The following is an 18134-nucleotide window of genomic DNA, read 5'->3' as shown; positions in this document are numbered from 1 at the left end:
CTCAGCGTCGCCAGATTGCCGTATTCGAGCTGATCGTTCAACGGATTGCCGAACTTGCGGCCGACTTCAGCAAACTTCCTTCACGTCCGCCATAGCATCGCCCGCGCGGTGTCATCGGATGGGTCCGATGACGTCATGACTGTTTCCCGCTGTTGCCATCCGTGTCTGCGCAACTCGTCCGCCTCGAGGAATGCGCGGAGTGGACGACATTGGAACGCAGTCATCGGGCTGACATCGATGCCCTTCGGGCGATCGCTGTCGTCATCGTCATTCTCTTCCATCTGAGGATCACCGGCTTCGAGGCCGGCTATGCCGGCGTCGACATCTTCTTCGTCATCTCCGGCTATCTCATCACTGGGCAGATCCTGCGCGATGTCGCCGCGCGGCGCTTCTCGCTGTCGGACTTCTATCTGCGGCGGGCACGGCGCATCCTGCCGGCGCTGGTTGTGACCATTGCGGCCACGTTCGCGGTCGGCTGGCTGTTCCTGTCGCCGGAAGCCCTGCGCCAGCTCGCCAAGGAGGCGACACACGGCCTGCTCTCGATCGCAAACATCCAATATTGGCGCGAGGCCAGCGCCTATTTCGCGCCGAGCGCGGATCAGTTGCCGCTGCTGCACCTGTGGTCGCTGTCGGCGGAGGTTCAATTCTACGCGCTGGCGCCGCTGCTGCTGATGTGGCTCGGCACGCGCCGGCCGGTGTTCGGTGCCATTGCCGCGATCGGGTTGTTGTCCCTTGCCGCGGCCACACTCTGGTCATCGCGCGATCCGGACGCTGTGTTCTTCCTGACGCCGTTCCGGGTGTTCGAATTCGCCCTAGGCGCGCTCGCCATTCCGCTCGAGGCCCGGCTGGCGGCGTCGCCGCGCGCACGCTCTCTCGCCGCCGCCTGCGGCGACGTTCTGTTGTTCGGCAGCCTTCTCCTCATCGGCTGCTATCAATTCCAGGCAGGCGTCGCCGCGCTGCTGCCCTGCATCGCCACAGCCGTCATCATCGCGGCCAATGCCCCGACGTCGCTGGTGATGGCTCGCCCGGTTCGCGCCGTCGGCGCTGCGTCCTATTCGCTCTATCTCGTGCACTGGCCCGTGATCTTCTTCGTCCGCTTCATCTTCGGCGATGCGGCGCAGACCGCGGCGGGACTGGCGGCGCAGCTCGCGCTGATGGCGGTGCTGACCACGCTGATGTTCGTCATCGTCGAGCGGCCGCTGCGGCGGCTGCCGTGGCCGAGGGGCGCGCAGGTGGCGAGCTTTGCGACCGTGCTCATCGTCGGTGCCGCGCTCACCCATGTGACGTTCCGCGCCAATGGCGTCGTGTCGCGGCTGCCCGACGATCAGCTCGCGCTGTTCCAGCTGCAGGGCTTCGGCCTCAACAAATGCGGTCGCACCGTCGGCCGTCTGTGCGCGTTCGGCGATCTCGAGGGCACGCGCGGCGTCGAGCTGCTCGGCGATTCCTATGTCCAGCAATATGTCGCCGCGCTCGATGCGACGCTGAAGGCGCGCGGGATGATCGGGCACGTGTCCACCATGAGCGGATGTCCCACCCTCGCGGGGCTCACCGCCGAGGGACCTCGCGCCCAGGTCTGCGCCGAGCTGCGCGACAGCGAGCTGCCGCGGATCCGGCAGTCGCAGGCCGATTTCGTCGTGATCGGGCAGGCGTGGCAGCATTATCTCGACCTCGGCGAAGGGCCGGCAGCGCGCGCCCGCAACGCCGCGGTCGCCGGTCATCTCGCCGAGACCATCCGTCTGCTCGACCGGCCCGGCCGGCATTTCCTCGTCGTCGGCGGCCAGGTCCGTCCGGTGAATTGCGCCTTCGATCAATTGCGCATGCTGCCGGGGCCGCGCTGGCACGCGCCGGCCAAGCCGTGCGATGCCGTGCCGAAGAGCGAGGCGATCGCGACCAACCGCGTCATCGACGCCGTCCTGTCGGAGGCGATCAGGCCGCTCGCCAAGGTGACGCTGCTCAGGCCCTCGGAGGTCTATTGCGACCGGGATTGCCCGGTCGTGGAGGGGGGCGTGTGGTTGTTCCAGGATGCCGGTCATTTCACCGTGGCAGGGGCCCAGCGGATGGGCGAGCGCGCTGCGCCGGTGTTCGCGAGTTTCCTGTCGGACGATTAGGTGGCGCTATTCGCTGTCGGCTGCGGCGCTTGCGGCTGCGGCCAATGCCGGCGACGCCGCGACGATCCGTGCGCCTGCGAGCTCCGAGCCCTGCGCCGTGAGGTGACCATCGTCCCAGGCGAGCGGTGCGCCGTCGGAGGTCTGGAGCACGCAATCTCCCGCCGGACACAGCAGCGCGAGCGGCGACACGTATTCGGTCTGCGCCACGTCCGTCAGCAGCGTGCGCATGAAGTCGTCGACCTCGCCGAGCAGATCCAGCATGTGCCCGTCGGTCCCGACGCCGAAGCGCTTCGCCGCGATCAGCAGATTCGGCAGCGGACGATCGAATTGCGGGCTCGGCCCGACCACCACCACCTTGCTGCCGGTGTCCGCAATCGCGTTGATCGTGGCGAGCAGGCTGGCCTGTGCGGCCGGCGTCATCGCGGTGCGTGTCCAATTGCCCGACAGCACGACGATGTCGGGCGTGAGCTCGCGCACCAGCCGAGGCAGCCGGCGGTTGAAATCCATGCAGGCGGCGGACTGGCCCGCTTCGGCGTGAGGGACGCATTGCGCAAGGCTGGCGCGCAGCAGCGAGGCCTGGGGCATGGCTCGCGTCAGGCCATGGATGAGGTGAGCGGCGTGGCTGTCGCCCCACACCAGGATGCGCGGGCGCTGCCCTTTGGCAAGGCATGACGGCTGCAACGCCGCGAACGTCTGGCCCGGATCGAGGAAGCAGGTGCCGCTCTCGTAGGCGGACTTATGATCGTAGCTGATGAATTCCGCCAGCGCCCGCTCCTGCGGCGAGAAGCGGACGGGAAAGCCGGCAAGTCCGATGATCGAGAGCGAGGCCAGCAGCACGACGGATGCGCTCGCGACCAGCGCGCGCGCCGCGATCGGCGACTGCGCACGCCTCGCCGGCTGCTCGATCAGATGGAAGCTCGTCAGCGCCAGCACGGTGCAGGCTCCGAGCAGCGCCAGCTTGTCCGCGATTGAGCTCGGCGGACCCCAGACCGCCGTCGCCAGCGAGACGACGGGCCAGTGCCAGAGATAGAGCGAGTAGGACCACAGCCCGATCGTGATCATCGGTTTGACCGCGGTCAGCACGGCCTTGCTCGGGGGCGGATTGGCCCAGATCACGGCGGCGGCGCCGAGGCACGGCAGCAGCGCGGCCGTGCCGGGATAGGGCGTGTGCGGCGAGAACAGGTTGACGGCGGCGCCGAGCGCGATCCAGCCCAGTGCGGCCACCGTGATCCTGAGCCATTGGCTTTGCGGCGCCGGCAGGGCCTCCACGGCCAGCAGCGCGCCGAGCGCGAGCTCCCAGACCCGGGCCGGCAACAGAAAGAACGCGGCGGCGGGCTGCAGCCGGGTCTGGATCACGCAGAGCAGGAACGAGGTCGCGCAGACCGTGGCGAAGCTCGCAAGCATCAGCGACCGCCGCAGCGCGAAGGCGGCGAGCGCCAGCGTGGGAAACAGCAGATAATACTGCTCCTCCACCCCGAGCGACCAGGTGTGCAGCAGCGGCTTGGTGATGGCGGCGGCGTCGAAATAGCCCTGCTGCGACCACAGCAGGATGTTGGAGCAGAAAACGAGGACGGCCAGCGCCTGCTGCGCCACGGACACCGCGTCCCGCGGCAGCAGGATCACGCTGGCGCCGAGCAGGGTGACGCACAGCATCGCGAAGGCGGCGGGCAGGATGCGCCGGGCACGGCGCCGGTAGAACGCGGCGAACGAGAATGTTCCGCTCCGCACCTCCGCATGAATGATCCGCGTGATCAGGAAGCCCGAGATGACGAAGAACACGTCGACGCCGACATAGCCGCTGCGAAACGGCGAGATGTCGTAGTGGAACGCGATCACCGAGATCACTGCGAAGCCGCGCAGGCAGTCGATGTCGGGACGATAGTCGGTTGCGCTCAAGGGGGCTGTCCGGACGCTCGCATCTGGCGGCGGCCGTCAATCCCCGACGGTCACTGCACGCAGGCGACCCTGGTAGGCTCCGATTGCTACCGCATTGAGGGATTCCTGCGGCACCGTTGGTCGTGCAGACAGGACACAATGCCATCGAATTGACACCGCAGCGGGAATCCGCGGCTTGCCTTCACAGACTTGCCTCAATGGCGTGATGGCCTTGTCGGAGTTCATGCGTCGAGCGAGCGTGTCATGCGTACATTGGGGCGGAAGGCCGGCCGGGCCGGATTGTTGTGCGGCGTTGTTCTATTTCAGGTTGCGGTTGGCGTTTCGCTTGCGCGAAGCGCCGAGCCGGGCGGCTCCTCACCATCCGCAGGCGAGGTGGCCAAGGATCAGGGCAAGGAGAGCGGGCCGTTCGGCGGATGCGAGCCGATCGGGTTGACGGCATCGGGCGAGCTGGTGTTCCCGCTGGAATGCAAGAAGCTGATCAAGAAGCCGGCTGAGGCGCCGGTCGCCGAGGACAAGACCCCAGCCGACGACAAGACCGCGTCGGTCAATCCCGCGCCGTCCGTTCCGAGCCAGGCGGCCAGCGCCGACATTTCGGCCGGTCCCGAGGTCAAGCCTGCCGCGGCTGCGGAGGCGGTTGCGACGACACCCGCCGCGTCGGCTGAGCCGAAGCAGGCCGCAGTTGCGGACAAGCAGGATGCGGCTCAGAAGGTCGCCGTAGCAGAGCCAGCCGCCGGCAAGCCCTCCCTGACCAAGCCGTCCGTGAAATCGCCATCGGCGCTGGCGCCAGCGAACAAGCCGCCCTCTGCCAAGTTGTCCTCTTCCAAGCCGTCCTCTTCCAAGCCGTCCTCTGCCGAGCCGTCATCTGCCAAGCCGTCCTCTGCCAAGACGGCCGCGGCCAATCCGCCTGGGACGACGCCATCGCCAGCCGGCGCCTCGTCGGGTAAGCCGTCATCCGGCAAGGCGGCCCAGGCGCAGGCCGTTGTGGTCGCCGCCAGGGATGCAGCGGTCAAGGATGCCGGCAGGACATCGCGCATGGTCGCCAGCCGGCCGATGATCGTGATCGCGAGGCCCGCCACCGCAACCACGGCCTCGGCCCGGCTGCAGGCGGAGGGCAGGCCGCGACTGCGCACCGCGGGACTGCCGGCCTGCGTCCAATTCCGCAGCTATAATCCGGCGACGCACAGCTATCGCGGCTTCGATGGCCACATCTATGCCTGCCGGTGAGGGCTGACGCTCGAGGGCCGGTTTGGTCTGGAGGGTGGCGAGTGACGTGACAGCCTGCCGCCCAAGGGCGGCAGCGAAGTCGGGCGGCGCGGCGCCGGAGCTGCTATAGAAGGTGAGTCCTCATCTCCGTTCCTCGCCGCGGTTGCTTCCGATTCGACATGGCAGAGCCTCAGTCCGACCTGTTCGAGATGCGCCGGCTGGAATCGCTCTCCAACACCATCTTCGGTGTTGCGATGACGCTTCTCGCCTACGACCTGCCGAAGCCCAATTTCGCGCATATGCCGGGTTGGATCGACCTGGTGCATACCTATTCCGGGCGGCTTGCCGGGCTGGTCCTCAGCTTCATCATCGCAGGCGTGTTCTGGATCAGCCACCACCGGCGGCTGGCCCGGCAGCCGTTCGCGGGCCGGCCCGTGGTCATCCTGAATCTGTTCTTCCTGTTGTCGATCGTGCTGCTGCCGGTGACCAACGGGCTCTACGGCGGCTACAGGCTGAGCAGCGCGGTGGCCGTCCTCTATGGCCTGCATCTGACGATCATTGCGTCGCTGAACGCCGCGCTGTGGTGGCTCGCGCTTCCAAGCGGCCGCCATGCCGAGATCGCCGGCGCGATCTTTCCCGTCATCGTGTTCGTGCCGGGCATCGTGATCGCAGCGCTTGCACCGGAGTATGTGCAGTATTTCTGGATGCTCGGCTTCGGCGGCTTCCTGGCGCGGCGGTTCGTCCGCAGCCCGGCGCCGTCGGCCGGCGAGCAGGCGGAGTTGCCATAAAAAAAGACGCGGCGGGCCGTGAGACCCGCCGCGCTTCCGTTCTTGAACTCGCTGGTCCAGGGCCGAGACCGCCCCGTTGCCGAGCCGCGATGGCGCAATCCGCTGACGAATCACGCCCTCAAACGTCGCTCATGAAGAGCCGCTCAGCGGGCGATCCCAGCGAGGTGACAGCGCTTGGTGAAAGACACTGGATCACCTCCTTTCGTTGTTGATGGTAACGCCAATATAGGACGGTCCGGGCGGCGAGGGTAGGGGGGCCGATTACGGAACCGGGCCGCCGCGGGCGTGCCGCGCCGCAGTCTCGATGTCGCGCGCTGCCATCGCTTCGGGCCGTTCCATCAGGCCGGATCCGGGACCCATCCGCTTCGAAACCTCGCCCCGAAGAGGTTGAGACCCGCCGCGGACCATGTTAGGGAACGCCCAGTGCGGGTGTAGCTCAATGGTAGAGCAGCAGCCTTCCAAGCTGAATACGAGGGTTCGATTCCCTTCACCCGCTCCAGCGATTTCAGGCACTTGTCGCGCCGTCAGCTTTCCATTCGGACAAGCAGGCTGATGCTCATTCGGACAGATGTCCTTCCTTTGTTCGAGCTGCCCGCCGCTTTTTGGCGCCGTTGACGATCTGCCGCGTCGTGCGCTTGGTGTACTTTGGCAGCACCTTCACCGTCGTGTGCCGGCCCTGTGCCAGCATCTCGCGGTCAGTCAGTTCGGCGTCGCCACCTTCAGTAAAGCCGCCATGCCGGACCGATGTGAACGACAATTCATCGCGAAGGCCAGCAGCACGGATGACTTCTTTGACCTTGCGGCTCACGTGCGTGAAATCCGGCTGATCCGGCTTCGGCCATGTCGGCCATGGTCCGCGCTCGCCCCAATCCCGGCACAGCATTAGGCCGCCGATGCGGTCGCGTTTGATGGCGTCGAGCTCCGCCATCAACTCGGGATAAACCGGTGCACCTGCATCGTCGAACAGCGATATCCAGCCCTTCTGCCTAGTCTTCTCATCGATGATGCGGACCATATTCGGGCGCCCTTTCGGGCGATAATGCGACACGTCGAAAGTCGCAAAGACGTCTGTCTCGCGCTGGAGCCATTCCCAGCCGATCAGGGCAGCGGTCGTCGGTCAGTGCCGTATCGATTGCGGTGAGGCGCTTCTCGCCCAGTCGCTTGCCATCTTTCAGGACGTAGCCGCCGACAAGCTTGAATCCGACCTCGTGATTACGCTTGGACTTAGGATCGAGCTTGGCGTAGCGGCGATCAGAGCGGTATTCGGCAAACATCCAATCGAGCGTTCCGACCGCATTGGGAGGCGACGCTGCCAAGGCCTTGCCGCCGGTCCGCCACGCGCGCCACCCGTAGATTCGCTTCTTCTGGACTCATCTACAAGGGCAATTTACGGGCTTCAGTCTGTGGTCTTCGCGTACCCGCCAATCAAAGCAGGTCGGAGGACTTGTTCATCTGGAAATACTGCAGTTTGCGATGCCTAAGCAAAATAGTCGTCGAAGGCACATCGTACAATTGGATGCTGCGGCAAGCAAAAAGGAAGGATCACCGACATTTTTCGCATTCGGCAATCTTGTCGATTTTCACCCTGCCGAATTTGCAGAACCTTCAGCAAGAGCCCCGCGGGGCGGTGCCGTTTGGCTGCCGAATTTATTGTTGCTTGTTCACCAAAGGTCGAACCTGTAACCAGACCGTTATGAGCGGGAGGAGATTGAATAGGTTTATTGATTTTGCAGCATTTTTGCCCAATGTTGATAGCGCCTGTCGCGGTTTGTTCAGTTCGTTTCTGGTGCGAAACTGGTGCGGCCGCGTTCGGAGGCATCGCCCTTTAAGGCAAGGCGGTTCGATAGGGGGAAGGGCAACGGCAAGCCGCTTGCCTTACACGCCGCTTCGATGAAGAGCCGAGCGGCTCAGGCGTACCAGTAAATTCGCTCGATAGCCGTACCCAATTGGGTTCGGTCGGCCTCAATTGAGCTCGGACACCGTCCTTCTCGAGCGATTTTGTGCGTTCCTTCAGCCCGATCCGCGATTGCAGTCCGGGTAGCCGTACCATGATGTAATATTTGCGCGCGCTGGTGTTTTATGGCCAAGCATCGCCGGCAAACAGCCCATCCAAAACGTGGATGGTCGGCTTTTGTCCACCATGAGTATTCCGGAAGTCACGACGAGCCATCCGCCGAAGTTAAAAGTCGGAGTTATGCTTGAAACTGTAAAGTCCGCGATCGATATCGACGTAGACGCCGCGCAAAACTCAGAAGACCGTCAACCCGATCCTCGTGTCGGCGATCTCGGGCGCAATTTTATGGCACCGATTTTCTGCACCGTGGAAATGCTTCCCAATAACCAGCAGTTCTTTGGAGGCATCTTTTCAAATTTGCGAGTTGGTAAGGCGCGCCTCGCGACCGCTTGAGCAGTCGTTCCCCTTAAGCAGCCCGCAGCGCCTGGCGGAAAGCGTTTGCGCCGGATACATGGCGACGGGGCCGTCATTGACCATGTATCTCAGTTGCGCATGGCGATGGCGTGCCGCTACACCGCGAACCCCGCCCCGCCCCACGCGTCTCGGTCGCGGCGACCTCAGAAGCGCGCCAATTTGCAGGGCGCGAAGCGGCTTCCTCAGTCGGTCCTGGTTACATACTCGACCGGGAGATGCTTGAACGGCTTGCGGTGCTCACGCGATACGGCCCCGCCAATGATGATCCTGGAAAACGCATGGAGGTCGGCGAAGAAGGCCGGCTTCAGGCTGTCGAGCTTGCTCGCATCGGCGACCAGAATGCTTTCGATCGCCGTTGCGATGGCCGCCTGCTTGACCGCCGTCTCATGAAAGTTCGAGCAGCTCGCGCCCCTATTCGCATGTACGCCGCCCGCCGAGATGAAGGCCTTGTTGATGCCGAGCTTGCGCAAATAGGACAGGCCTTCCTCCGATGAGAAGGATTGCGACGAGGGATGATAGAGCCCGCCCATCAGCATCAGCTGCGTGGCAGGACGTCGCGTCGCCAGCGCCGCCACGTTCATCGAATAGCAGATCACTGAGAGGGACATCGTCGAACGCAGTGTAGCGAATCATAGCGAGGAAACGGATCAGTGTAGCAAGGGTGCCGCCGGCGACAGATCGGGAGGGCTCCGCAGTTTTGATAGTTGGAGACTGAGGGCTTGGTCCGCGCTCTGTTCCGGGACGCAGGGGCTAGCCGAAGGCCTGACTGACGACGCCGTAGATCTTCGGTTGGTCGTTGCCGCGCAGGAAGGCACCCTTCACGTCGTTCCGCAGCGACATCGTGGTGACGGCATCGAAGAGAGCGAGCCCCGACCGCGCGAGAAAGTCGCGGAACTCTCCTGTCGCTCGATGAGTGTCGAGCCTGAGGAACTGGCCTTCGTGAGCTGCCACGTGCGGCGCCAACACGGCGATCGCGTCGCTGTCGCAGGATGCGACCACCGGCCCCGCGACATGTCCGCGTCCGAACCGCCGGCACATCGCGAACGTCTCCAGCCGCCCCGCGCGAAACAGCCCAAAGCTGCGCGACTGGTGAAACAGTCCGGTCATCAGCCCGGCTCGCCGGACGCCATAAGCAGCCGCGTCGAGTTCGATCAGCGCCGGCAGGTCTGCCTCCATCAGCACGCGAATATTTCCCGCTTCGGCCGGCGCCGCGTCCGAGGCAATCGCCTCACCCTGACACTGAAACAGAGTCTGCTCACGCTTGAAATCGAGAGATCGGTAGAGGCGATAGGCGGCGCGCGTGGCGTTGAGGCGCAGCGTCCGACCGCCGCATTCGGCCATCACCCGATGCATCAGCCATTGCCCGGTGCCAAGGGCCTGCAGCCGCGGCGAGGTGATGACCATCCCAACCGCAGCAAAGCCGTCGCTGTAGGGAAACCACATGGCGGATCCGAGGGCCCGACCGATCTCATCGAGCGCGACGACGCCGCGGCCGATGCTGCGCATGAATTGCCAATCCTCCTCCCGATGGGGCCATTGGACGGCGATCGACAAGGCGAGCAACTGCGCGAGGTCGACGCTGTCGATGTCGGCGAGGCGCATCTCGAACACGTCGACGATTCGCGATTCGACGTCCGGATTGTCCATGCACGCTGTCCCTGTCTTCGTTCCGCCCGCCACGCGTCACCCAGCCTCGATGAGGTCGAGAGCGACCATGCTGTCGTCACCTCCGCATATTGAGGCGCCTGCGGGCGAACTTCGCAACATTCTTCTCAATCCTGCCCTGTATTCGGCACGTAACGCAGGCCGCGACCGCCATGATCGGAGGCGCGACGAGCCAGATCGGCCGCTGGGATGACCGCATGACCTTCCTGTTCAACTCCGATGGCACGCGCGGCGCGATCTTTCGCGAGGTGCTTGCGCGTGAGATTCCGGATCTTCCGTTCGAAATCGATCCGGCGCAGGTCGATGCCGATGAAGTCCGCTACATGATCACCTGGCTGGTGCCGCCGGACCTCGGCGCCTATCGCAATATCGAGATCCTGTTCTCGATCGGCGCCGGCATCGATCAGTTCAGCGCCGCGTCGGTGCCGGCGAGCGTCAAGATCGTCCGCATGGTCGAGGACGGCATCGTGAGGATGATGCAGGAATACGTGACACTGGCCGTGCTGGCGCTGCACCGGAATTGGACCGTCTATTTCGATCAGCAGCGGCAGCAGCTCTGGCGCGCTATCCCGCAGCCGCAGGCACATGTGCGGCGCATCGGCGTGCTCGGCCTCGGGCTGCTCGGCCGCGCGGTGCTGGAGCGGCTCAAGCCGTTCGGCTTTCCGCTCTCGGGCTGGAGCCGCAGCCGGCACGCGATCGACGGCGTGACTACGTACCATGGCGCCGACGGCCTCGATGCGCTGCTCGCGGTGACGGACATCTTGGTCTGCCTGCTGCCGCTGACGGAGGAGACGCGCGGCCTGCTCAATGCCGAACTGCTCGCCAAGCTCCCGCGAGGCGCTTCGCTGGTGCAGACCGGCCGCGGCGCGCAGCTCGACCAGGCGGCGTTGCTCGGAGCACTTGACTCCGGGCATCTCGCGGGCGCCGTGCTTGATGTGACCGATCCCGAGCCGCTGCCGACGGATCACCCGTTGTGGCGGCATCCGCGCGTCCTGATCACGCCGCATGTCGCCAGCGTCACGCAGCCGGAAGCAGCGGCGCTCGCGGTCGCCGCGAACATCAAGCGACACCGCGCCGGGCTCGATCCGGTCGGCCTCGTCGACCGCAGCCGCGGCTACTGATCGCGGTCGCGCCGTCACGGCTCAGCGGATCCAGTCCAGGGTCTTGTAATACGCGCCGACGAACGGCAGGAACCAGGGCTTGCCGTAATGGCCTGGCACGACCGGCCAGCCGGCGTCCTTCATCGGATTGCGGTCGGGCCGGCCGAGCATCGCATCGGCCATGATCATGCCGAGATGGGTCGAGAGCTGCGCGCCGTGACCCGAATAGCCCATCGCGTACCACAGCCCGTCCTGGCGACCGGCGCGCGGATAACGGTCGGCGGTCATGTCGACGAGGCCGCCCCAGCAATAGTCGATGTCGATGCCGGCAAGCTGCGGGAACATCCGCTCCATCGCCGCGCGCAGGATCGCGCCGCTCCTCGCATCGGACTGCTGATCCGATGTCGCCGAGAAGCGCGCGCGGCCGCCGAAGATCAGGCGATTGTCCGGCGACAGGCGGAAGTAGTTGCCGATGTTCATGGAGGTGACGTAGGTGCGGTGGCCCGGCAGCACCGAGGCCGCCTCGGCCTCCGTCAGCGGCCGCGTCGCGATGATGAAGCTGCCGACGGCAATGATGCGGCGGCGGAAATAGCTGAAGCTCGGCGGCGTGGTGGCGCCGGTGGCGAGCAGCACCTGCTCGGCGCTCACCGTCCCCTTGGCCGTGGTGAGGCGAAAGCGCTTGGTGTCCTGCACCCGTTCAGTGACGGCGGCTTGCTCGACAATGACGGCGCCGCGGCGGCTCGCGGCAGAGGCGAGGCCCGCGGCGAAGCGGCCCATGTGCATCATCGCGCTCTTCTTGAACAGCATGCCGCCGTGAAAGGGCGAGCCGATCTCGGATTTCAGCTCGGCCGGCGAGAGCAGCGCCGTGTCGGGATCGACCTCGCGGTGGATCGCTTCGAAGTTCGTCGCGATCCCCGCGAAATGGCCAGGCTTGGACGCCAGCTTGAGCTTGCCGGAGCGGCGGAAACCGCAAGCGATGTCTTCTTCCGCGATCAGGCGCTCGAGCGTGTCGATCGACTCGTCGAACGCTTTGTAGAGCGCGATCGCGCGCTGGGTGCCGAGCTCGGCCTTCGCGGCCGGATAGCTGTGCGCCAGCCCGTTGTTGAGATGCCCGCCATTGCGTCCCGACGCGCCCGAGCCGACCTGATCGGCTTCGAGCACGATCACCTTGGCGCCGGCCTTGGCGAGCTGCAGTGCCGCGCCGAGCCCGGTGAAGCCGCCGCCGATCACCGCGACGTCGTAATGCCCCTCCACGGGCCCGCTATGGCCGCCGGAAAATGCGGTCGCCGTGTCGCGCCAGTAGGAGACATATTTCATCGCGGGCACTCTGCTTACAGGCCGAACACGCCGGGCAGCTCGGAAATGGTCTTGATCTCGGTGTAGCCGTAATAGGGATTGGCCGGCTCGTGGCCGCGGTTGACCCAGACCTTGTTGGTGATGCCGAGATCGTGCGCGGTCATCAGGTCGTAGCGGAATGAGGAGGAGCAGTGCGTGATGTCCTCGGGGCCGCAGCCGAGCATGTCGAACATGTATTCGAAGGCGCGCATCCGCGGTTTGTAGGCCTGCGCCTGTTCCGCCGTGAACACGGCATGGAACGGCGCGCCGAGCCTGACGACGTTCGAGGGGATCTGCACGTTCATGGCGTTGGAGAGGATGACCAGCGGGATCTCCTTGGCCACCTTGGCGAGACCCGCCGGTACGTCCGGATGTGGACCCCAGGTCGGCACGCGCTGATACACCATCTCGGCATCCTCGGGCTTGAAGGGGATGCCGATCTTGCTGCAGCTGCGCGTCAGGGCGTTGCTGACGACCTCGGCATAGGGCTTCCACGCGCCGAGGACTTCATCGAGGCGGTAGGCCGAGAAGACCTTCACGAACTCCGTCATCGCCGACTCGGAGAGCTGTGCGCTGTAGAGATCGCGTGCGGCCTCGGCCATCTCGAAATTGATCAGCGTGCCGTGGCAGTCGAAGGTCACGTATTTCGGTCGAAAGCGGCTCATGGATCCTCATGCCGGTCGTGGTCTCGACGTCCGATGATAGGCCGCCCCGCCAGCATAAGATGCGGCTTTGCCCCGGTTCGGCGGCGGAAGATGTTGTCGGCATCATCGCCTTCAGACGATCTGCCGGGGGCCGCTCGCCCAGACTCCGGTGCAGATGGGAGTGCATGACATGACGTCCGACGCCGCGAGCTTCAGAGCTTTCAGCGGGGAGCACCTGGATGCAGCGACGCGGCTGTCGCAGCAGGTCCGCTGGCCGCATCGTCGCGAGGACTGGCAGATGGCGCTTGCGCTGAGCAAGGGCTGCGTGGCGGTCGCGGCGGACGGTCGCGTGATCGGCACCGTGCTGATGACGCCGTATGGCCAGGATGCCGGGACCATCAACATGGTCATTGTCGACGAGGCGGAGCGGGGGAAGGGGCTCGGACGGTGCCTGATGCAGCAGGCGATGGCGCTCGCCGGTGAGCGGCGGTTGCAGCTCGTCGCGACAGAAGATGGACTGCAGCTCTATGAGAAGCTCGGCTTCCGCCGCAGCGGTGAGATCGTGCAGCATCAGGGACATCTCGCGGAAGCTGTCGCGCAGCCCGACGCCGTGCGTGCGGCCACGCCCGACGACATCGCCGTCATCACGGCACTCGACATCGCGGCCTTTGGCGCGGATCGCCGCGACCTGATAGCCCATATCGCATCCATCGGAGAGTTCGCGGTGTTGGAGCGCCAGGGCCGTGCGGCGGGGTTCGCCGCGCTGCGTCACTTCGGCCGCGGTCTCGTGATTGGCCCCGTGGTCGCTTTCAGTAGCGAGGACGCCAAGTCGCTCGTCGCGCATTTCCTCGCTGGGCGACAGGGCAAGTTCATCCGCGTCGACACCGGCAGCGAGACGGGACTCGCACCATGGCTGGGCGGCTTGGGCCTCGATCATGTCGGCGGCGGCATCGTCATGCATGGGCCGGCCGCTGGTCACACGAGGCGGCGCGCCCCGACATCATTTGCCTTGGCCAGCCAGGCGTTCGGCTGAACCGGAGATCATCATGCTCAGCAACTCGCTCATCGAACTCGATCGCGCCCATCTGGTGCATCCGGTCGCGTCCTATCGCGGACACGAGGCCGCCGGCGCGCGGGTCCTGAAATCCGCCAAGGGTGCGATCGTGACCGATGCCTCGGGCCATCAACTGGTCGACGGCTTCGCCGGGCTGTGGTGCGTCAATGCCGGCTATGGCCATGAGAGCATCGTCGAGGCGGCGGCGAGGCAGATGCGCGAGCTGCCTTATGCCACCGGCTATTTCAGCCTCGCCTCGGAGCCGGCCATCCGGCTCGCGGCCGCGCTCGCCGAGCGCGCGCCGGGTGATCTCAACCACGTCTATTTCACGCTTGGCGGCTCGGACGCCGTCGACAGCACGGTCCGCTTCATCCATTACTATTGGCACGCGAGGGGGCAGCCGCAGCGCGATCAGTTCATCACGCTGCAGCAGGGCTATCACGGCTCGTCGACGGTCGGTGCAGGACTCACGGCGCTGCCGGCCTTCCACGCCAATTTCGGCGTGCCACTGAACTGGCAGCACAAGATCCCGTCGCACTATTCGTACCGCAACCCCGTTGGCAGCGATCCCGATGCCGTCATCGCGGCCTCGCTCGCGGCCCTCGAAGCCAAGATTGCCGAGGTCGGCGGTCCCGAACGGGTGGCCGCGTTCTATGCCGAGCCGATCCAGGGCTCGGGCGGCGTGCTGGTGCCGCCGGACGGCTGGATGAAGGCGATGCGCGAGCGCTGCCGGCAGCACGGCATCCTGTTCGTCGCCGACGAGGTGATCACCGGCTTCGGTCGTACCGGACCGCTGTTCGCCTGCACAGATGACGACATCGTCCCGGACTTCATGACCGTCGCGAAGGGTCTGACCTCCGGCTACGTCCCAATGGGCGCGGTGCTGATGTCCGATCATGTCTATGGCGTTATTGCCGATGGCGCAGGTTCTTCGGCCGTGGGGCACGGCTATACCTATTCGGCGCATCCGGTGAGCGCGGCGGTCGGCCTTGCCGTGCTTGATCTCTATGAGAATGGCTTGCTGGAGAATGGCCGGCGGGCGGGTGCGCGGCTGATGGCGGGCCTGCGCGCGCTGCAGGACCATCCGTTGGTGGGCGAGGTGCGCGGCCGTGGCCTGCTGGCGGCCATCGAGCTCGTGATCGACAAGGAGAAGAAGACGCCGCTGCCCGCGAGCGCCGAGCCGTCGCGCCGCATCTTCGATCGCGCCTGGGCCAACGGCCTCGTCATCCGTGCCTTCCCGACAGGGGTGCTCGGCTACGCGCCGCCGCTGTGCTGCAGCGACGCGGACATCGATGCCATCCTCGAACGCACCGCACGGACGCTGGATCAGACCCTGGCCGATCCGGACGTCCGCGAGGCCATGGCGTGAAGGTGGGCACGGGCATATCGGTGCGTGTGCAGCAGGGCCGATATGTCGGCGGCTCCTCCTATTCGCAATTTTCTGCCGTCGGGTCCTCGCAATTCGGAAGTTTTCGCCGGAACCCGGCTTCACACTAGGACCGATGACGCGGAAGGGCCTCACAGAATGACCAAGCTCGATCTTGCTCAATTCAGGTACCTGACCTTCGACGTGGTCGGCACGCTGATCGACTTCGAAAGCGGGATCGTCTCGAGCCTCGGTGAGATCGCGGCGGAAGCAAACAAGGCAATCGACGGTGAGCAGGCGCTGAGCCTGTACCGCGCGGCACGCTACGCGGCGGACGCCGACCGCTTTCCGGATGATCTCGTCCGGGTCTATGACATCATCGCACCACAACTCGATCTGCCCAGGCAGACCGCGCTCGGCGAGCGCTTCCGCGACTCCGCCGCACGCTGGAAGGCCTTCCCGGACAGCGCCGCCGCCATGGCGCGTCTCGCCCGGCGCTACAAGCTGATCGCGATGACCAATGCGCGGCGCTGGGCACTGGATCATTTCGAGCGCGAGCTGGGCTCGCCGTTCTACGCGAGCTTCACGGTCGACGACACCGGGACGGAGAAGCCGGATCCCGCCTTCTTCACTCAGGTGTTCGATTTCATCGAACGTGACGGCGGCTCGACGTCACAGATCCTGCATGTGGCGCAGAGCCAGTATCACGACATCGGCATCTCCCGGCAGCTCGGCGTCATCAATTGCTGGATCGAGCGGCGCCACGACAAGCAGGGCTATGGCGGCACCATCGCGCCGGCGTCCTTCACCAAGCCGGATTTCCACTTCCATTCGATGGCCGAGCTGGCCGACGCGGTGGACCAGGTGCCTGCCAAATGATGTGCGACTGACGATTTTCATTCTGCCGGATCGAACAGGGGACGGATGACATGAGCAAAGGGATCACCAACTGGACTCCGAGTGACGATGTGCTGGTCGAGGCGGCAATCCGGCGCGGCGCCTCGCGCCGGGATCTCCTGAAGATGATGCTCGCCAATGGCGTCGCGCTCGCTGCCGGCAGCACCATGCTCGGTCGCGCCGAGCGCGCATTCGCGGCCACGCCGAAGAAGGGCGGCTCGATCAAGGCCGCGGGCTGGTCCACCTCGACGGCCGACACGCTCGATCCGGCCAAGGCGTCCTTCTCGACCGACTATGTGCGCTGCTGCTCGTTCTACAATCGGCTCACCACGCTCGATAAGAGCGGCGCGGCGCAGATGGAGCTCGCCGAATCCGTCGAGTCCCAGGATGCGCAGACCTGGACCGTGAAGCTCAAGAAGGGCGTCACCTTCCACGACGGCAAGCTGCTGACGGCCGACGACGTCGTGTTCTCGCTGAAGCGGCATCTCGACAAGGCGACAGGCTCCAAAGTCGCCAAGATCGCGGCGCAGATGACCGGCTTCAAGGCGGTCGACAAGACCACCGTCGAGATCACGCTGGCGAGCCCCAACGCCGACCTGCCGATGATCCTGGCGCTGCATCACTTCATGATCGTCGCCGACGGCACCACCGATTTCTCCAAGGGCAACGGCACCGGCGCGTTTGTCCGCGAGGCCTTCGAGCCGGGCGTCCGCTCCATCGGCGTGCGCAACAAGAACTATTTCAAGGACGGCCCCTATCTCGATCAGATCGAGTTCATCGCGATCACCGAGGAGAATGCGCGTGTCAACGCGCTGCTGTCGGGCGACATCCAGCTCGCCGCCAGCATCAACCCGCGCTCGCTCCGGCTGATCGAGGGCAAGGAGGGGATTGCTCTGTCGAAATCGACGACCGGCAACTACACCGACCTCAACATCCGTCTCGACATGGCGCCGGGCAACAAGAAGGACTTCATCGACGGCATGAAGCACCTGGTGAACCGCGAGCAGATCGTCAAGTCGGTGCTGCGTGGCTTCGGCGTCGTCGGCAACGACCAGCCGGTCTCGCCGGCGAATTTCTTCCACAACCCCGACCTCAAGCCGAAGCCGTTCGATCCGGACAAGGCAAAATCGCTGTTCCAGAAGGCCGGCGTGCTCGGCACGTCGATCCCGGTCGTGACCTCGGAAGCGGCGAACTCGGCGATCGAGATGGCCATGGTGATCCAGGCCTCGGCGGCGGCGATCGGCCTGACGCTGGACGTGCAGCGCGTTCCCTCGGACGGCTATTGGGACAATTACTGGCTGAAGGCGCCGGTCCATTTTGGCAACATCAATCCGCGCCCGACGCCGGACATCCTGTTCTCGCTGCTCTATGCCTCCGAGGCGCCGTGGAACGAGAGCCGCTTCAAGTCCGAGAAGTTCGACAAGATGATGCTCGAGGCGCGCGGCCTGCTCGACCAGGCCAAGCGCAAGCAGATGTATGCCGAGATGCAGGCGATGATCGCGGAGGAGGCGGGCACCATCATTCCGGCCTACATCTCCAATATCGATGCCACCTCGTCGAGACTGAAGGGCTTGGAGCCGAGCCCGCTCGGCGGCATGATGGGATATGCCTTCGCCGAATATGTCTGGCTCGATTCGTGAATGTTGTCTG

At 65.2% G+C, this 18134-nt stretch carries 16 protein-coding genes and 1 tRNA gene; 10 read left to right on the top strand and 7 right to left on the bottom strand.

The genetic code is table 11. From position 1 onward, the window contains the following. Positions 1 to 209: 209 nt before the first annotated feature. The gene (locus tag ACQR0W_RS00195) at positions 210 to 2108 is read left to right on the top strand and encodes an acyltransferase family protein (protein WP_316170234.1); all 1899 of its coding nucleotides are present in this window, start codon (positions 210 to 212) and stop codon (positions 2106 to 2108) included. A gap of 6 nt (positions 2109 to 2114) precedes the next feature. Here the strand turns inward: ACQR0W_RS00195 and ACQR0W_RS00190 are convergent, their stop codons facing one another. Next, the gene (locus ACQR0W_RS00190; protein WP_316170233.1) at positions 2115 to 4004 is read right to left on the bottom strand and encodes an acyltransferase family protein; all 1890 of its coding nucleotides are present in this window, start codon (positions 4002 to 4004) and stop codon (positions 2115 to 2117) included. Between the two features lie 372 nt (positions 4005 to 4376). Here ACQR0W_RS00190 and ACQR0W_RS00185 point away from each other — a divergent pair, with 372 nt between their 5' ends. The 3 genes from ACQR0W_RS00185 to ACQR0W_RS00175 all read left to right on the top strand — a co-directional run bounded on the left by ACQR0W_RS00185 (position 4377) and on the right by ACQR0W_RS00175 (position 6494). Further along, entirely contained in the window at positions 4377 to 5228 is an 852-nt protein-coding gene (locus ACQR0W_RS00185; RefSeq protein WP_316170232.1) for a hypothetical protein, read from the top strand. Positions 5229 to 5386: 158 nt separating this feature from the next. After that, positions 5387 to 5995 carry a TMEM175 family protein gene (locus ACQR0W_RS00180; protein ID WP_315714627.1) on the top strand — a complete coding sequence of 203 codons (609 nt, stop codon included), beginning with the start codon at positions 5387 to 5389 and terminating at the stop codon, positions 5993 to 5995. A gap of 425 nt (positions 5996 to 6420) precedes the next feature. Then, positions 6421 to 6494, top strand: a tRNA-Gly gene (locus tag ACQR0W_RS00175). Positions 6495 to 6551: 57 nt separating this feature from the next. Here ACQR0W_RS00175 and ACQR0W_RS00170 read toward each other — a convergent pair. Both ACQR0W_RS00170 and ACQR0W_RS00165 read right to left on the bottom strand, forming a co-directional pair. Next, a complete protein-coding gene (locus ACQR0W_RS00170) occupies positions 6552 to 7010 on the bottom strand; it encodes a hypothetical protein (RefSeq protein ID WP_316186818.1) in 459 nt (152 codons plus the stop codon). Beyond that, positions 6991 to 7269 carry a hypothetical protein gene (locus ACQR0W_RS00165; protein WP_315827308.1) on the bottom strand — a complete coding sequence of 93 codons (279 nt, stop codon included), beginning with the start codon at positions 7267 to 7269 and terminating at the stop codon, positions 6991 to 6993. The genes ACQR0W_RS00170 and ACQR0W_RS00165 overlap by 20 nt, the downstream gene beginning before the upstream one ends. Positions 7270 to 8135: 866 nt before the next feature. On the opposite strand from ACQR0W_RS00165, the gene ACQR0W_RS00160 reads away from it, so the two are divergent. After that, entirely contained in the window at positions 8136 to 8402 is a 267-nt protein-coding gene (locus ACQR0W_RS00160; protein WP_315714624.1) for a hypothetical protein, read from the top strand. A gap of 203 nt (positions 8403 to 8605) precedes the next feature. Here the strand turns inward: ACQR0W_RS00160 and ACQR0W_RS00155 are convergent, their stop codons facing one another. Together ACQR0W_RS00155 and ACQR0W_RS00150 are read right to left on the bottom strand one after the other, a co-directional pair. Next, positions 8606 to 9043: a DeoR/GlpR family DNA-binding transcription regulator gene (locus tag ACQR0W_RS00155; protein ID WP_315714970.1), complete on the bottom strand. Its 438-nt coding sequence runs from the start codon at positions 9041 to 9043 to the stop codon at positions 8606 to 8608. A 130-nt stretch (positions 9044 to 9173) separates the two neighbouring features. Next, complete coding sequence (locus ACQR0W_RS00150; protein WP_315749513.1) at positions 9174 to 10070, bottom strand: GNAT family N-acetyltransferase; 897 nt, start codon at positions 10068 to 10070, stop codon at positions 9174 to 9176. Between the two features lie 215 nt (positions 10071 to 10285). Here ACQR0W_RS00150 and ACQR0W_RS00145 point away from each other — a divergent pair, with 215 nt between their 5' ends. Continuing rightward, a complete protein-coding gene (locus ACQR0W_RS00145) occupies positions 10286 to 11209 on the top strand; it encodes a 2-hydroxyacid dehydrogenase (RefSeq protein ID WP_316170230.1) in 924 nt (307 codons plus the stop codon). Positions 11210 to 11230: 21 nt separating this feature from the next. Here ACQR0W_RS00145 and ACQR0W_RS00140 read toward each other — a convergent pair whose 3' ends face one another. Both ACQR0W_RS00140 and ACQR0W_RS00135 read right to left on the bottom strand, forming a co-directional pair. Further along, positions 11231 to 12505 (bottom strand): NAD(P)/FAD-dependent oxidoreductase, encoded by a 1275-nt coding sequence (locus ACQR0W_RS00140; protein ID WP_316170229.1) that lies wholly within the window; start codon positions 12503 to 12505, stop codon positions 11231 to 11233. A 14-nt stretch (positions 12506 to 12519) separates the two neighbouring features. Further along, complete coding sequence (locus tag ACQR0W_RS00135) at positions 12520 to 13188, bottom strand: haloacid dehalogenase type II (protein WP_316170228.1); 669 nt, start codon at positions 13186 to 13188, stop codon at positions 12520 to 12522. A gap of 169 nt (positions 13189 to 13357) precedes the next feature. Here ACQR0W_RS00135 and ACQR0W_RS00130 point away from each other — a divergent pair, with 169 nt between their 5' ends. From ACQR0W_RS00130 to ACQR0W_RS00115, 4 genes are all read left to right on the top strand, one after another. Next, positions 13358 to 14200, top strand: coding sequence for a GNAT family N-acetyltransferase (locus tag ACQR0W_RS00130; protein WP_316170227.1), 843 nt, complete (start codon positions 13358 to 13360; stop codon positions 14198 to 14200). A 13-nt stretch (positions 14201 to 14213) separates the two neighbouring features. After that, positions 14214 to 15590, top strand: a complete 1377-nt coding sequence (locus tag ACQR0W_RS00125; RefSeq protein ID WP_316170226.1) for an aspartate aminotransferase family protein — start codon at positions 14214 to 14216, stop codon at positions 15588 to 15590. Positions 15591 to 15746: 156 nt separating this feature from the next. Further along, positions 15747 to 16466 carry an HAD-IA family hydrolase gene (locus ACQR0W_RS00120; protein ID WP_315714617.1) on the top strand — a complete coding sequence of 240 codons (720 nt, stop codon included), beginning with the start codon at positions 15747 to 15749 and terminating at the stop codon, positions 16464 to 16466. Between the two features lie 50 nt (positions 16467 to 16516). Then, positions 16517 to 18124: an ABC transporter substrate-binding protein gene (locus ACQR0W_RS00115; protein WP_316170225.1), complete on the top strand. Its 1608-nt coding sequence runs from the start codon at positions 16517 to 16519 to the stop codon at positions 18122 to 18124. The last annotated feature ends 10 nt before the right edge of the window (positions 18125 to 18134 follow it).

The sequence above is a fragment of the Bradyrhizobium sp. HKCCYLRH1034 genome (assembly GCF_051168375.1).
Lineage (GTDB): Bacteria > Pseudomonadota > Alphaproteobacteria > Rhizobiales > Xanthobacteraceae > Bradyrhizobium.
Note: the sequence above shows the minus strand (reverse complement) of the source record. Positions and strands in the feature narration are given on the sequence as shown.

Excerpts from the sequence above, each read along its gene's own strand:
- ACQR0W_RS00135 (WP_316170228.1), bottom strand. The coding sequence starts at position 13,188 with ATGAGCCGCTTTCGACCGAAATACGTGACCTTCGACTGCCACGGCACG.
- ACQR0W_RS00120 (WP_315714617.1), top strand. The coding sequence starts at position 15,747 with ATGACCAAGCTCGATCTTGCTCAATTCAGGTACCTGACCTTCGACGTG.
- ACQR0W_RS00180 (WP_315714627.1), top strand. The coding sequence starts at position 5,387 with ATGGCAGAGCCTCAGTCCGACCTGTTCGAGATGCGCCGGCTGGAATCG.
- ACQR0W_RS00130 (WP_316170227.1), top strand. The coding sequence starts at position 13,358 with ATGACGTCCGACGCCGCGAGCTTCAGAGCTTTCAGCGGGGAGCACCTG.
- ACQR0W_RS00125 (WP_316170226.1), top strand. The coding sequence starts at position 14,214 with ATGCTCAGCAACTCGCTCATCGAACTCGATCGCGCCCATCTGGTGCAT.
- ACQR0W_RS00160 (WP_315714624.1), top strand. The coding sequence starts at position 8,136 with ATGAGTATTCCGGAAGTCACGACGAGCCATCCGCCGAAGTTAAAAGTC.
- ACQR0W_RS00145 (WP_316170230.1), top strand. The coding sequence starts at position 10,286 with ATGACCTTCCTGTTCAACTCCGATGGCACGCGCGGCGCGATCTTTCGC.
- ACQR0W_RS00165 (WP_315827308.1), bottom strand. The coding sequence starts at position 7,269 with ATGTTTGCCGAATACCGCTCTGATCGCCGCTACGCCAAGCTCGATCCT.
- ACQR0W_RS00115 (WP_316170225.1), top strand. The coding sequence starts at position 16,517 with ATGAGCAAAGGGATCACCAACTGGACTCCGAGTGACGATGTGCTGGTC.
- ACQR0W_RS00140 (WP_316170229.1), bottom strand. The coding sequence starts at position 12,505 with ATGAAATATGTCTCCTACTGGCGCGACACGGCGACCGCATTTTCCGGC.
- ACQR0W_RS00150 (WP_315749513.1), bottom strand. The coding sequence starts at position 10,070 with ATGGACAATCCGGACGTCGAATCGCGAATCGTCGACGTGTTCGAGATG.
- ACQR0W_RS00170 (WP_316186818.1), bottom strand. The coding sequence starts at position 7,010 with ATGGTCCGCATCATCGATGAGAAGACTAGGCAGAAGGGCTGGATATCG.